General features: G+C 62.1%; 14 protein-coding genes. 5 read left to right on the top strand and 9 right to left on the bottom strand.

Annotated elements, in window-relative coordinates:
• Positions 1-56: 56 nt before the first annotated feature.
• Together hspQ and EK416_RS13950 are read right to left on the bottom strand one after the other, a co-directional pair.
• Positions 57-389, bottom strand: coding sequence for a heat shock protein HspQ (gene hspQ, locus EK416_RS13945; protein ID WP_127078500.1), 333 nt, complete (start codon positions 387-389; stop codon positions 57-59).
• 73 nt (positions 390-462) lie between these two features.
• The gene (locus EK416_RS13950; RefSeq protein WP_127078502.1) at positions 463-1,497 is read right to left on the bottom strand and encodes an HpcH/HpaI aldolase/citrate lyase family protein; all 1,035 of its coding nucleotides are present in this window, start codon (positions 1,495-1,497) and stop codon (positions 463-465) included.
• 172 nt (positions 1,498-1,669) lie between these two features.
• Here EK416_RS13950 and EK416_RS13955 point away from each other — a divergent pair, with 172 nt between their 5' ends.
• Positions 1,670-2,758 (top strand): glycosyltransferase family 8 protein, encoded by a 1,089-nt coding sequence (locus EK416_RS13955; RefSeq protein ID WP_127078504.1) that lies wholly within the window; start codon positions 1,670-1,672, stop codon positions 2,756-2,758.
• 31 nt (positions 2,759-2,789) lie between these two features.
• Here EK416_RS13955 and EK416_RS13960 read toward each other — a convergent pair whose 3' ends face one another.
• Positions 2,790-3,365 carry an HdeD family acid-resistance protein gene (locus EK416_RS13960; protein ID WP_164730031.1) on the bottom strand — a complete coding sequence of 192 codons (576 nt, stop codon included), beginning with the start codon at positions 3,363-3,365 and terminating at the stop codon, positions 2,790-2,792.
• A 472-nt stretch (positions 3,366-3,837) separates the two neighbouring features.
• Here EK416_RS13960 and EK416_RS13965 point away from each other — a divergent pair, with 472 nt between their 5' ends.
• Positions 3,838-4,680: a 23S rRNA (adenine(2030)-N(6))-methyltransferase RlmJ gene (locus EK416_RS13965; protein WP_127078508.1), complete on the top strand. Its 843-nt coding sequence runs from the start codon at positions 3,838-3,840 to the stop codon at positions 4,678-4,680.
• A gap of 5 nt (positions 4,681-4,685) precedes the next feature.
• On the opposite strand, the gene EK416_RS13970 is transcribed toward EK416_RS13965, so the two are convergent.
• Together EK416_RS13970 and EK416_RS13975 are read right to left on the bottom strand one after the other, a co-directional pair.
• On the bottom strand, positions 4,686-5,174 hold the full coding sequence (locus tag EK416_RS13970; RefSeq protein WP_127078510.1) for a bactofilin family protein: 489 nt from the start codon (positions 5,172-5,174) through the stop codon (positions 4,686-4,688).
• A gap of 215 nt (positions 5,175-5,389) precedes the next feature.
• Entirely contained in the window at positions 5,390-6,415 is a 1,026-nt protein-coding gene (locus EK416_RS13975) for an aspartate-semialdehyde dehydrogenase (protein ID WP_127078512.1), read from the bottom strand.
• A 281-nt stretch (positions 6,416-6,696) separates the two neighbouring features.
• On the opposite strand from EK416_RS13975, the gene EK416_RS13980 reads away from it, so the two are divergent.
• Entirely contained in the window at positions 6,697-7,584 is an 888-nt protein-coding gene (locus tag EK416_RS13980; protein ID WP_127078515.1) for a 2Fe-2S iron-sulfur cluster-binding protein, read from the top strand.
• Between the two features lie 254 nt (positions 7,585-7,838).
• Complete coding sequence (locus EK416_RS13985; RefSeq protein WP_127078517.1) at positions 7,839-8,513, top strand: HAD family hydrolase; 675 nt, start codon at positions 7,839-7,841, stop codon at positions 8,511-8,513.
• A gap of 154 nt (positions 8,514-8,667) precedes the next feature.
• Here the strand turns inward: EK416_RS13985 and EK416_RS13990 are convergent, their stop codons facing one another.
• From EK416_RS13990 to exbB, 4 genes are read right to left on the bottom strand one after another with little or no spacing between them, the layout of a single operon-like run.
• Positions 8,668-9,972, bottom strand: a complete 1,305-nt coding sequence (locus EK416_RS13990) for an MFS transporter (protein ID WP_127078519.1) — start codon at positions 9,970-9,972, stop codon at positions 8,668-8,670.
• 1 nt (position 9,973) lies between these two features.
• A complete protein-coding gene (locus EK416_RS13995) occupies positions 9,974-10,843 on the bottom strand; it encodes an energy transducer TonB (RefSeq protein ID WP_127078521.1) in 870 nt (289 codons plus the stop codon).
• Entirely contained in the window at positions 10,840-11,298 is a 459-nt protein-coding gene (gene exbD, locus EK416_RS14000) for a TonB system transport protein ExbD (protein WP_127078523.1), read from the bottom strand. The genes EK416_RS13995 and exbD overlap by 4 nt, the downstream gene beginning before the upstream one ends.
• 4 nt (positions 11,299-11,302) lie before the next feature.
• The gene (gene exbB / locus EK416_RS14005; protein WP_127078525.1) at positions 11,303-12,277 is read right to left on the bottom strand and encodes a tonB-system energizer ExbB; all 975 of its coding nucleotides are present in this window, start codon (positions 12,275-12,277) and stop codon (positions 11,303-11,305) included.
• Between the two features lie 409 nt (positions 12,278-12,686).
• On the opposite strand from exbB, the gene EK416_RS14010 reads away from it, so the two are divergent.
• On the top strand, positions 12,687-13,619 hold the full coding sequence (locus EK416_RS14010) for a siderophore ABC transporter substrate-binding protein (protein WP_245434062.1): 933 nt from the start codon (positions 12,687-12,689) through the stop codon (positions 13,617-13,619).
• Positions 13,620-13,624: the final 5 nt, after the last annotated feature.

Genomic DNA, 13,624 nt, shown 5'->3' on the forward strand with positions numbered 1-13,624 from the left:
CCCATCGTCACGCGCCCGTTCCGAAGCCAGGGCGGCTTGCCCCGGCTCTTTCCGTCTCAGTTCGCGCCAGGCCCCCGGAAGCGGTAGCCGCCGTCCTCCAGCTCATCGAACAACTCGCCGAGCTGCGGATGGCGCAACGGCTCGCCGCTGTCGTCCGGCAGCAGGTTCTGCTCGGAGACATAGGCGACGTATTCGGTTTCCTCGTTCTCGGCAAGCAGGTGATAGTACGGCTGATCCTTCTCCGGGCGAATATCCTCCGGGATGGCAAGCCACCATTCATCCGTGTTGGCGAACTCGGGGTCGACGTCGAAGATAATTCCCCGAAACGGGAAAAGACGATGCTTCACGACTTCCCCGATGGCAAACCGCGCGCGCCGTTCTTTCACCATGGCGTTATTGAATTCTTCCCGCATCCTTTAAAAACTTTGCACTAATGCTGCTGGGCTACAAGATGTCACACGGTCACTGGGGCGCGCCGTCTTTGGCTTCGACGAGGTTCGCGAGGTCTACGATGACCTTGGCCTGTTTCCAGGTCGCGTCGTCCTGCATCTTGCCGTCGACCATTACCGCGCCCGTGCCATCCGGCATGGCTTCGAGGATGCGCCGGGCAAAAGCCGCCTCCCCCGGATCCGGCGTGAAAACACGGCGCGCGATCTCGATCTGCGAGGGATGCAACGTCCATGCCCCCGCGCAGCCCTGAAGGAAGGCGTTGCGGAATTGCGCTTCGCACGCCGCCGCGTCGGAGAAATCGCCGAACGGACCGTAAAAGGGCTTGAGGTCATAGGTGGCACAGGCGTCCACCATGCGGCCCACGGTGTAATGCCACAGATCCTGCTGGTAGAAGGCACGCGGCGCATCGCCCGCCGCGTCCGCAAGCACGCCGTAGGACGGATGGCCGCCGCCGACGCGGGTCGTCTTCATGGCGCGGCTCGCGGCGAGGTCGGCCGGCCCGAGGCTCATGCCGTGCATGCGAGGGCTCGCGCCCGCGATGTGATCGACATTCGCCACGCCTTCCGCCGTTTCGAGCAGGGCGTGGATCATGACGGGCTTCTTGATATTGTGCTTCGCCTCAAGCTGGGCGAGCAGCTGGTCGAGATAGTGAATGTCCCACGGGCCTTCCACCTTCGGCAGCATGATGACGTCGAGCTTGTTGCCCACCGCACCCATGATCTCGACGATGTCGTCGAGCACCCACGGGCTGTTCAGCGCGTTGATGCGCGTCCAGAGCCCCGTGCTGCCGAACTCGTTTTCCTGAGCGAGCTTGATGAAGCCCTTGCGCGCGGCCTCCTTCTCGGTCGCGGGGATCGCGTCTTCGAGATTGCCGAGCACCACGTCGACCTGCTTGATGAGGTCCGGCACCTTCGCGCGGATCTTCTCTACATGCGGGGCGACGAAGTGGATCATCCGTTCGAGGCGCACGGGCTTTTCCACGAACGGAGCGGGAGCACCCGCTGCGAGGGGCTTGAAGAATTTGGATGGGGTCTTTGTCGCTGCCATGGAAGCCTCCGCCGAATGCTCCCTCTATTTGCCTTTGTGGACCCAGCGGGTCAAGCAGCGGAAAACCATTGAGCCCAAAGACGAATGACAGACCCTTGTGGATCGAACACGGGCCGAGCTGTATGGTCGTCGCCTCCGGGATACAAGCAGCAGCCAACGATGCGGTGAAATCATGCGCACGGCCGATTCTTCGAACGAAACGACGAGAGAGCCCTACGTGATCGCGGAGGACGGAACGCGCGCCCCCGGCATATCACCAGCCTATGCAGACCGATCCGCGATACCGATAGTCACATGCTTCAACCGCAAATACATGCCGGGCGCCGCCGCGCTGTTTGCGTCCATAGCCGAGCACGCATCGCCCGAGCGTCTCTACGATCTGGTGGTGTTCACCGACGATCTGGCGAGTAACGACCGCCAGAAACTCAGGCTCTGTCTCCTTGAAAAGCCAAATATATCCCTCCGCTTCTTTGATGTCACTGCGTATTATTCCGATTTCGCCATCAAAGGATCGGGCTACTTTACGAAAGAAGCTTTCTATAGGATTCGTATTCCAGAAATAATGCTATCCTGCGATAAAGTCTTGTATATCGACGCAGACACTGTCACCAACCGCGATCTGGCCGAATTGTTCGATACTCCGATGGATGGGCACTGCATAGCGGCAGCTCCGGATATGTTTTATACGCTGCTTGGCCAAATCGGAGCCGACCGCAATAAGAAAGGGCCTATACAGGAGATCAGACGGAACGGAACCTATTTCAACTCCGGCGTTATCTTGTTCAATGTCCATGAAATGAAGGCGACAAACGCAAGCGCCGGTATTATCCGCGTCATGCAAGAGCATGAATATCGCCTGATGGATCAGGATATTCTCAACATAGCGTTGGCCGGCGCCACCAAGTTCATAGACTGGAAGTGGAATTCGCTCCTGTTTTTGGAAGGGGATCATCGCATGCCCCGGGAATTTCACGCCAAGATCGTCGAAGCGAAACGCGATCCTTATATCGTTCACTTCACGGGACCGGTGAAGCCCTGGCACAATGCCGATCTCAACATGGCGCAACACTACTGGCGCTACGCGTTGAAGACGCCTTTTTATGATGAACTCATAGAAAACATGCACCGCGGCCGTCAGCTTCACCGCAAGGATATCGTTCGTGGCAGCGCAAGTGTGGTCCGTTACATCCTGCTTCCATTCGGCAAGCGCCGCAAGAAGCGCGATGCAATCTTGAATTTCGCCCGGGACAGGTTCGCCTGAGCCTGCCCCGGGGCGGCTGCAATCGTTGCGTTCAAGCCGGGTGATGCGCGCCTGCTTCGGGGAGCGACCCGTCTGCCCCGCTTTCGCGCGCGCCGAGCGCCGCGAAGATCAGGCTCAAGCCGGTCAACAGCAATTCGATGCCGACAAACAGGCCGAGGACCCAAAGGCCGGTCGACGGCCAGCCCGCGATCACGAACGCCGCGATCACGAAATCGACCAGCGCGACGAACAACAGAAGAACCCACCGGCCCGTGTCGGGTTTGATCGAGAAGGCGAACGCGATGGTCGCGATGCCGTGCGCGATGAAATAGGCGGTCAGGACCAGCGTGAGCGACAGCGACCCCTGAACGGGAAACAGCGCGAGCACGAGGCCGAGGATCGCCATCAGCGCGGACAGCAGGATGTGCCAGATATAGCCAGGCGCGCGCGGCGAACGGATGGTAGAGATGGCGGAGAAGACCCCCGCAAAGAAAAGGAGCCAGCCGACGAAGGCCGCCACCGCGATGGAAGCGAGCACCGGCACGGCAATAGCCGCCGCTCCGAGCAGCACGAGCAGCACGCCTTCGGCCGTGAACCACTTCCAATGTTCACGAAGGCCCTTTTGCACGGCAGCCTCCAGCTCTTTTTCTGCGGCCTCGAATCTCTTTGGATCAAAATCCTGCGAGCGATCAGGGAAGGGACGTTCCGGAATGCTGGGGGAAGTCATGGGCAACTCCTATGGTGTCGGGGCGGATGCGCGCTTGCTTGATCGGTGTTCGCGAACCAAAGTCGGGAGGTGCGTTCCTCGGATACGGGGGGCGATGCTCCCCTTCAGGTGCTCTGGCGCACAGGTTTGCTCAACTCACCGATCCTAGTGCGGTTCAGAAGCTTGCATTTGATGATCGAGCCAGCGGCAGGGGTGAACCAGATGCAAAATTCAATGCACTAGACGCCTGACGCATTGGCAGGCACCATTCCGTTGTAGACCGCGCGCCGTTTCGGCAGGCTTGCGTGAAACCGAACAAATCGACCAATCCCATCGGCTTTCGACGCGTCGAACCGACGACGCAAGAAGCGGCAACAACGACAGCCCGACAGTCATGAATTATCGCCACGTCTTTCATGCCGGAAACTTTGCGGACGTCATCAAGCACGCGGTTCTGGCCTTCTGCATCGATTATCTGCTGCGGAAGGAAAACCCGCTCTGCCTTGTCGATGCGCATGGCGGCGCGGGTCTTTACGATCTGCGTTCGGACGATGCGGAGAAAACGGGCGAGTGGGCCAAAGGCATCGGTGCCCTCATGAACGCGGCGACCGGTGCCGGGATGGCCGAGCGTGTGGCGGCGCTGGAGCCCTATCTCCGGCTCGTGCGCGAGGATGTCGGGGACGGCTTCTATCCCGGTTCACCGCTTCTGCTTGCGCGGCGGCTGCGGCGACAGGACAGGCTGATCGCGAACGAACTGCACGCCTCCACCCGCGACGCGCTTCATGGCACGCTGGCGGAATTTCCGGCCGCGCGCGTGACCGGCATGGATGCCTATGAGTGCATTCGCGCGACGATCCCGCCGAAGGAGCGGCGCGGTCTCGTGCTGATCGACCCGCCGTTCGAGGAAAAGAACGAGTTCGAAACTCTCATCAGGCAGATGCGCGAATGGAAGAAGCGCTGGGCGACCGGCGTTTTCCTGCTGTGGTATCCGATCAAGGCGGTTTCGCCGACCGATGCCTTGAAGGCTGAGGCGGCCGCGCTCGGCCTGCCTCGCACATGGTGTGTGGAAACGCTGATCTATCCGCGCGGCCGCGCGCTAAGCCTGAATGGCTGCGGATTGATCCTGTTCAATGCGCCCTTTACCGTGCCGGAGGCCGTCGAGACGGCACTCCCGACGCTCGCGGACGCGATGCGCCTGCACGAAACGCACACGGCGTGGCTCGTGCCCGGCACGTAAGCCGATCAATAGCCGCCGTCGTTGGGCGTGAAGGCATCGCTGTTCGAGGGCGTGAGATCGAGCACGGCCTCGCCCGTCTTTGCCGGAGCGATGGGCTCGTCGAATGAGCGCTCGTCTTCGGTCCAGCGCAGCGTGCCGTCGTAACGCGTGCCCATTTCGATGCCGATGCCTTGATGGAAGATGTCACCTTCGACCTTCGCGGATGATTGCAGCATGACGCGGCGGCCGCGAATGGTGCCGTTCACCTTGCCTTGGACGGTGACTTCCTGATTGGCGATAATGCCGCCGTTCACGCGGCCGTTCGCCGTCACGATGAGCGAGGTGCAATAGATGTTGCCCTCGATGACGCCATCGAGCGTCACGCTGCCCGTGGAGGTCACATCGCCGATGATCGTTAGATCGTTTGAAATATTGGAATCGCCGGTGGAGTGGACGCTGCGGCTCGGCGTGACGGGGGAATAATTCGGCTGGTTGAGGGCAAACGGTGTCGCCATGGGTGACCTTCAAGCGTGACGAGTGGCGTTGATCCAAAGCGGATGCCGGCTGCGCTTTCGCGGCCGTCCTGCCTCTCTAGCCGGTCATTCTGGACATTTGCAAGGCAAAGCTTCGCCGATTTTAATAAAGCGTTAAGCGCTTGCCCGCTGAAATCGGCGGAATGAAAACGGCCGGGCGAAAGACCCGGCCGCGATCTGTGTCTTGAAGGCTGTGCTTACGCCCGCTTCTCGATGAGCCCGCGATTGATGATGAGTTCCGCGATCTGCACGGTGTTGAGCGCCGCCCCCTTGCGGAGGTTGTCGGACACCACCCAGAGCGACAGCCCGTTCTCGACCGTCGGATCCTCGCGGATGCGGCTGACATAGGTCGCGAACTCGCCGACGCATTCGACGGGCGTGATGTAGCCGCCGTCCTCGCGCTTGTCGACAACGAGCAAGCCCGGGGCTTCCCGCAGGATGTCGCGCGCCTCCTTTGCGGAGATCGGGTTCTCGAACTCGATATGCACCGCCTCTGAATGGCCGACGAACACGGGCACCCGCACGGCGGTGGCGACGAGCTTGATCTTCGGATCGAGGATCTTTTTCGTCTCCGCGACCATCTTCCACTCTTCCTTCGTGAAGCCGTCATCGAGGAACACGTCGATGTGCGGGATCACGTTGAAAGCGATCTGCTTCGTAAACACCTCGGGCGTGGGCGCGTCGGTGACGAAGATGCCCTTCGTCTGGTTCCACAGCTCGTCCATCGCCTCCTTGCCCGCGCCGGACACGGACTGATAGGTGTCGACGACGACGCGCTTGATGGTGGCGGCGTCGTGCAGCGGCTTCAGCGCCACGACGAGCTGAGCGGTCGAGCAATTCGGGTTCGCGATGATGTTCTTCTTGCGGAAGCCGGCGACCGCGTCGGCGTTCACTTCCGGCACGATCAGCGGCACGTCGATGTCGTAGCGCCAAGCGCTCGAATTATCGATGACGACGCAGCCGGTCTTCGCGATCTTCGGCGCCCATTCCTTCGAGACATCGCCGCCCGCGGACAACAGCGCGAAATCGCAGCGCGAGAAATCGAACGTCGCGAGATCGTGGCATTTGAGCGTTTTGTCGCCGAACGAAACTTCCACGCCGACGGAGCGGCGCGACGCAATCGCGAAAACCTCTTTCACCGGGAATTCGCGCTCGTCGAGGATGTTCAGCATTTCGCGGCCCACATTGCCCGTGGCGCCGACGACAGCGACGTTATAGCTCATGGTTTCATCCTTTTTAGAGGTCGGCGGAATGTATGCGCGCTTTGCCTTCGTGAAAAGAGTTTTTGCACGCCGCCTTTCTTCTCGCCGCTTTCAAAGCTGCACTCTTTTTCGGCAAGTTGAGCAGAAGTTATGCAGAATGTTCGTGACCTGAAAAAAATGTTCGCGCGACAAAAGCCACGGTTTCGGTAAATTTACACTTAGTGTAATTTCAAGCCTCGCAAGGTCGGGCAATCCGGCAACGAACTGCAGTCTCGTGCTCCGGCGCGAAAAAAGGAGATACCATGGCGAACATTACATTTTCTTCCCCGAGCCTGGCAAAGGATGTCACGGTTTACGCTGTAGCGGGCGATAGGGGGACCATTCTCGCCGTTGCCAAGGAGCACAAGATCCCGATCCCGTTTGACTGCCAGGATGGCGAATGCGGTTCCTGTCTCATCGAGGTGAAGCAGCTCGATTCGCAACGCGCTCACGCCATCTCGCTCACTGAGAAGGAAAAGGAGCAGCTCCGCCAGCTCGGCAAGATCACGGCCGAGGAAATCAAGAACGCTGAAACCAGCGACGTGGCACCGCGCTTCCGCCTCGCATGCCAGTATATCGTGCGCGACGAAGACATCATCGTTTCGTTCGTGGGCGACGAGACCGTTCCCGCCAAGGGTCCGGCCGTCACGAAAGCGGCGCGCGTCTACAAGGGCGGCACCGAGATCCGCAGCCTTGAGGAGTTTTTCGGATATGCGGTGAAGGTCGAGGAAGACGCCGCGATCCACTACGACCAGCTGTCGAAGTCCATGGCGGATGTCGGCAACACAGAGGTCGCCGAACTTTTTGCCAAGCTTGCCGAGTTCTCCCGCCTGCATCTGGCGGAAGCGCAGAAGCGCGCCGGCACCATCGACCCCAGCCTGCATATCCCCGCCGACTACGTCTGGCCCGACCATGTGACGCCGGAGCGTACAGCGCTTTGGGCTGGCGATCCGACGCTGTCGCGCCTCGATGCGCTGAAGGCCGCCCTTCAGGGCGAGAAGCGTGGCTACGAGTTCTATTACGCCGTGGCCCATGTGTCGAAAGACCCGGCCATCGTCGCCGAAGCGAAGCAATTCGTGAAAGAGGAAGCCGAGCACGTTGCGGAGCTTGAGAAGTGGATCGCCCGCGAGGAATATGCCCGCAAGGGCTGATCAAGCCTCAGCAGGTTCGCTCAGACCGGAGCGCCGCCGCGGCGCTCCTTTTTTTTTGCTTCTGGCGAACGCGCTCAGCCGCGCCGCCTCCCCTCGCGAAGCGCCCGTTTTCGTCAGGACAACCCGGGCGATGGAACCAATTGGCTGGCCTGGTGATCGCAGGCAAACGGCCTTTGCGGCGCGCCGCCTCCGAAAGATCGCGGGCGCCTCCGTCTTCGCGCCGACGACCCCGACCGCCGCAGGAGGATGAAGCCATGACCGGCAGCGCATTTCTGTTCGATCTCGACGGCACGCTCGTCGATAGCGTGTATCAGCACGTGCTCGCCTGGAACGAGGCGCTGCGCGCGGAAAACATCGGCCTTTCAGTATGGCGCATCCATCGCAAGATCGGCATGAGCGGCGGCCTTTTCACGAACCAGCTTCTTCGCGAGATCGACCGCGAGGTGACGCCCGATCAGGTCCAGCGGCTCAGGGAGCGGCACGCGCGTGAATATCTGCGCCTGGCGAAGTCCGTCGTTCCTCTGCCGGGCGCGCGCGAGCTTCTCGCCGGTCTGACAGATGCAGACATTCCGTGGGCCATCGCCACCAGCGGGCGCATGGAGACAGCCGCGCCGAACCTCGCGGCACTGGGCGTCGATCCAGCGAAGGCCGTCGTGGTGACGCGCGATCAGGTGCGATTTGCGAAGCCCGATCCGGACCTCTTCATCGAAGCGGCGCGGCGGCTCGAAGTGCCGATCGAGAGCGCAATCGTTGTGGGAGACAGCATTTGGGACATGCTCGCGGCCGCGCGATGCCGGGCGCTCGGCGTGGGGCTTCTCTCCGGCGGCTACGGGCAAGCCGAGCTTGAGAACGCCGGTGCGCTCCGAGTCTACGAAGACCCTGCCGATCTCCGCCGCCATCTCGACGAAGTGGCCTCGCGGACACGATGAAACGGGAGGCAATCAGGTGCGAGCGTCTGCCGTCGAAGCGAGCGCGTCGTTCGAAGCGACCGTTCGGGCGAGCGCCGGGAACCGCGAGCCGAGCGATCAGCGCTCGCATCGGACGCCTCGCCGGAAGCGCACCGGTGCATAAGCTCGCATTTGCTCAGGGTTGGTGCGCCGCGCTTTCGGCAAGCGACGGCAACTGAGCGTTTTTTCCAATCTTCGCGCTCAGCAGAGAGGGGAAAGCGGCGCGCACAGCCATCGTCGCAACCATGGAAGCGGCGCCGCCGGCCGCCAGAACGGTCGAAACAGAAAATGCCTGGGAGGCCGCCCCCGTCTGGAAGCCGCCGATGGCCGGAGCCGCCGAGGATTGCAGGAGCCAGAGGCCGAAGACGCGCCCTCTCAGCCGATCCGGCACGTGACACTGCAACAGCGCACCCCTCAGGATTTCGCCAGCCGCCCCAAAAAAGCCCATCAGGCCGAAAAGCGCCGAAGCGGACCCGATGTCTGGCGCCGTCGCGGCAACCGCAACGCAAAGTCCCCAGCACGCCGTCAGCATCAACAGCACCCGCCCAGGCTGCCGGAGATGGCGCGCCCATCCCGACGTCAGCGCTGCGAGCAGACCGCCTACGGCGGGCGCCGTATAAAGGAGGCTCGCGTAAGCCGTTCCACCTGCGAAAATATCGAGGGCGAGTTGTGGAATGAGAACGTGCGGGACGACAAAAAGACATGTCAGGAAATCCGTCGCCAGCAAGCCCGCAACAACAGGGTGCGTTCTGAAGAAGACGAGCGCATCGAGCATGCGAGGGCCGTAAAGGTCGCCATCGTCCGCGGATTTCGGAGGCAGCGGCGGCAGGCGAGCCAGCAAGACCGGCGTAATCGAAGCGCCGATTGCGACGAAGGCGTAACAGAACGCGAATCCGGGCCCGGCGATGAGAAGACCTGCGACGGGCGGCCCGATAATCGCCCCGGTTTCGATCCCAATGGCGGTAAGCGCGCCTGCGGCAGCCAGGTGCTCGCGCGCGATGAGCGTCGGAGCCGCCGCCATCAGGGCGGGAGCGCTGAAGCCGCCTGCGAGCCCGCCCAGACCCGCGGCCAGATAGATGAGCCAGAGGCGCGGTTCGGCGAGCAAGGCGTTCGCAAGCAGCGCAAGTACAGTGCAGAGGAACGCGAGCCTGCTCCAGACCATCTGCGGCTTGCGGTCGTAGCGGTCAGCCATCGGCGAGCCGAAAAGAAGTCCGAGCGCGGTTCCGCCTGCGGCCGCGAATCCGACCGCTCCGACATGAAACGACGATTGCGTGAGCGCGAAAACCTGCAGGCTGACGGCAACGCCGAGCACGCCATAAACGAGCAGCGACGCGGTCCGCGCAAAGAACAGCATACGGAACGGCTGGCTCTCCCGCAGGGGAGCGATGTCCACGAGGAGGCGCGAGAGACGCTCCCGCAGGAGCCCCACGGAGCGGGCCATCCTATTTGATCGAGAAGCGCACGGGCGCGGTGATGGTCAGCGGCGCGCCGGGTGGAGGGACGGGCAGCGGAGAAGCGCGCCGCACGAGGTCGAGCACTTCCGCATCGAGGTCTGGATGTCCGGAGGGTTTTTGCAGCGAAGCCGAAAGCACCTTGCCGAAAGGATCGAGACTGAAGGTCACCGTGACTGTGCCCGTTTCGCCTCTGGCGCGCGCATCGGCCGGGTAGCGCTTGTTTCGCCCGAGATGCGTCATCAACCGGCTTTCCCATGTCGCGATGGCAACGGCCGAGGATGAGCCCGCACCGGACTGTCGTGCAACGCTCCGGTCGGACTTCTGTACCTCCGCCGCTGCCTCGATTGCGGCGACCGACGCAGGGGCGGGCTTATTCGACTTTTTCACCGGTTCGGGCCTGGGCGTTTCAGTTGGAAGCGGAACCTCGACGTTCTCCGTCTGCGGCAGAGGCGTCTTGATTTCCTCCGGCGGCTCGTCGGGCTTTTTCTCGACGGGTTTTTCAGGTTCGTCCGGCAGGGAATCGGGCGTTTCCGATGGCTTCTCCACCGGCTCGATTGCGTTGCTCTGAACCTCCTGCGCGGCGAACATCGCATTGCCGATTTCGGTCATGTCGGTACGGGCGGCTTCATCCGCATCGATGGAGAGATCGATCATGAGCGCGGGGGGCGGTCCGGCGTTCGCCTGAATCTCAGGCTGTAGAGCAAGACCGAGGCCGACGAGCGCGGCAATCCCCGCAACTGTTGCGCAGGCGGATCCCCAAAGTGCAACCTCTGCGGCGCCGTTGCCGTTCCGCTCCAGCAATCTGTCGGAAAGCCGCATCAACGCGTCGTCGATGCCGCGAAAGCGAGACGCCGTCATGGGGCGCTCGGGGCGGACGGCGGCGGCACACCTACGGTTTCGAGCCCGACGAGCGCAACCTTCAGGTAGCCCGCATCGCGCAGCACGTTCATTACGGCCATGAACTCGCCATAGGGCACGCCCTTGTCCGCGCGGAGATAGATGCGCGTCTCGCGGTTGCCCGACGCAGCGGTGTCGATCGCTCCGGCCAGCGCATCGCGAGAAATCGCCTCATTGCCGAGCGCGAGCGTAAAATCGCCCTTGAGCGTAAGATACAGCGGCTTCTCAGGTTTTTGCGCGGGCTTCGCCGTGGAGGCAGGCAAGTCCACGTTCACATCGACGGTCGCGAGCGGCGCCGCCACCATGAAGATGATGAGCAGCACGAGCATCACGTCGATCATCGGCGTGACGTTGATTTCGCTCGCCTCCGGCAACTCGTCGCCGTTACCATGATTATCCAGAAATCCTCCGGCCATGGTCTTATTCCGCAGCCTGCCCGAAGCGCACGACGCGGCTCGACGGCACCTTGCGATAGTCGAGATCGCGGCTGATGAGGCACAATAAGCCAGCAGCCACGTCGCCGAGCAGCGCGCGGTAGGCCTGTATCCGCCGAACGAAGCCGTTGTAGACGATGACGGCGGGGATCGCCGCAACGAGCCCGATGGCTGTAGCCAGGAGCGCTTCGGCGATACCCGGCGCGACGACGGCGAGGTTTGTCGTCTGAGCCTTCGAGATGCCGACGAAGCTGTTCATGATGCCCCATACGGTGCCGAACAGGCCGACGAAGGGCGCGATGGAGCCGATTGTTGCGAGCACGCCCGTGCCTTGCGAGATGCGCCGCCCGGCCGACGCCTCGATGCGTGAAAGCATGAGTTGCACGCGCTGCTTCAGTCCCTCGCCGCCCGCGTGATCGATGGCACCATCTGACAGGGCCACCTCGCGCGCTGCCGCGGAGACCATTTCTCTTGCGGGACCGCCGTTCCTTTCCGTGGCCGAAAGCGCTTCGGCCATCGTCCGGGCCTCGCGAACGGCGTCGAGCGTGTGTCGCGCGCTCCGCCGGGCCCCGGCAAGCTCGATCGTCTTTGCGAGAAGGATTGTCCACGTCGCCAGCGAAGCCAACGCGAGGCCGATCATGACCGCCTTAACGAGGCTGTCCGCTGCCATGAACATGCCCCAGGGGGACAGGTCGCGCGGGAGATCGGAGCGTTGCACCACCGGTGCGGCTTGCGTGCCGGGCGCCGGCGCGGCTTCCGGCTGCGCGGCGGCCTGGGCCGACAAAAGAGGCGCCGAGCCGCGCTCGTCGCCCGGATGAGCGGATGCATGCGAGGGCGGTGCTGCGGGCGATGGAGGCGCGTTCTGCGCCAGCACCCTCGCGCCGGGATCGAGAGCGAGCGCCGCAAACAGCAGGACAGCGGAAAGCCGGATGGATTTCGCGAGCCGAACGCAATCAGTCATGTGAATTGCCGGTCTTTCGATGGTGACAATGGATGCGCTTCGCCACCTCTGCCCCCCGAACCTTGGTTCAATGATCCCGACGCCACCGATGTTCGCCATTTGGCAAGGGACAAGGCAGCGGACTCTCCTCCGGACGGAAACGCAGCAATGGCAATGCCCCGAACGAATACAGCATTACCATGATGGCGGGCAAGCCAGCCGGGCCTCAATGAATGGTTCTCATCAGAATTTGGTACGGAAGCACAATATTCGTGGCGCAATTGCACGAGATTTATAATTATTCTAATTACGCCGCTTGTTATAATTATTCTAAGTCTCGTATTTTTTACTTTGGCACGTCTGGCGCTTTGATTTTGCGCATGTTAAAGCGATGCGCCCTTTGCAAGGTGGGATGAAAAGGACGCGCGCCGTGTTGGCAAAAATTATACTTAACGTCGCCCTGATGCTGACCGTCGCATTGACGGTTTCGGTCCCTTCAACGGGCGCGCGGGCGGAATTCGTTATCGAGCACGCGCAAGGGCGAACCGTGCTGACGAAAAGACCCGAGAAGGTGCTCGTTCTCGACATCAACACGCTCGACATTGCGGATGCTCTCGGGGCGCAGCCCGCCGGTGTGCTGGGGTCGAACCTTCCGCCATGGCTCAGGAAGTATGCCGATCCGCGATATGCCCGGATGGGAACTTTGTTCGAACCGGATCTCGAAGCCATCAACGCGGCCGGTGCCGATCTCGCAATCGTCGGCGTGCGCTCGCGCGGCAAGCTGAAAGACGTGGCCGCGCTCGTGCCCGCCGTCGATCTCTCATTCGATCAGGACAGGATCGTGGAAAGCGTGAAGGCCAACATCGCAAAGGTGGGCGCGATTTTCGGCAAGGAGGCCGAAGCCGCGCGCCTCGTGGCCGACCTCGATTCCCGGGTGACGGCGTTACGCGCGCGTGCAACAGGTGCGGGAACTGCTCTGATCCTCGTCACAAATGGCGGCAAGGTGGGCGCATACGGCCCGACGTCGCGCATAGGCTGGCTGCATCGCGAACTCGGCTTCAAGACGGTAGAAAGCAAGATCGACGACCGCTTCCATGGCGGCGACGTGGTGTCGTTCGAGTACATCCTTGAGAAAAACCCGGACTGGATCTTCGTCATCGACCGCGACGCGGCTGTCGGGACCGCCAGCAGGGGCGGTTCGGCGGCAGCCGTGCTCGACAACGAACTCGTCCGGCAGACGAGCGCGGCAAAGCTGGGCAAGATCGTTTATCTCGACCCGTCGGCAGCCTATATCGCGCCGGGAGGTTATACGGCGCTGACAATTCTGATCGCGCAGATTCAGGCCGCGCTCGACCGGAAATAACGCGG

It is taken from the genome of Rhodomicrobium lacus, assembly GCF_003992725.1.
Lineage (GTDB): Bacteria > Pseudomonadota > Alphaproteobacteria > Rhizobiales > Rhodomicrobiaceae > Rhodomicrobium > Rhodomicrobium lacus.